At 35.8% G+C, this 422-nt stretch carries 1 protein-coding gene; it reads right to left on the reverse strand.

What is annotated here, in order from left to right; all coding sequences use genetic code 11:
• Nucleotides 1-389: hypothetical protein (locus JHD69_RS20490; protein WP_233166142.1), on the reverse strand; the 389-nt coding region annotated here is incomplete at its 3' end.
• Nucleotides 390-422: the final 33 nt, after the last annotated feature.

The raw sequence follows: 422 nt of genomic DNA on the forward strand, positions 1-422 counted from the left end.
GAGATTGCCGGGGTCTTACCTCCTTGCAGTTTAAAAAAGCTTGGAAAACGTTTCGGATGAAAGGGTACTTTCTCTTTTTGGTGGTGATTTTCTTTTTTGCTACTCTGTTTATTTTCTACTTTATTATTCTTGTCTTCCAGTTTTAGTGTATTCTGAAGGAATTTAAATAGGTCAGAATCTTTGTTCAGATTTTTGGCAAATGACTTTAGCAATTCGCTAGTGTTTTCCCCATCCAATCCGATCAGATCCTTTCTACTTTTATTTATTTCATCAAGTCTGCTATTCCTTAATTTTTTGCCGATGTATTCCCGTAACTCTTTCGAGTGAGTACCTCCTTTCAATCGATCTCTGCTGGCCATGAAGAGTTCCTTTCTGAAATTATATTTCATCTTGGTACAATCAACATGGATCAATAAATAGTC

The organism is Pedobacter sp. ASV12 (assembly GCF_016429155.1).
In the GTDB taxonomy this organism is placed as follows: domain Bacteria; phylum Bacteroidota; class Bacteroidia; order Sphingobacteriales; family Sphingobacteriaceae; genus Pedobacter.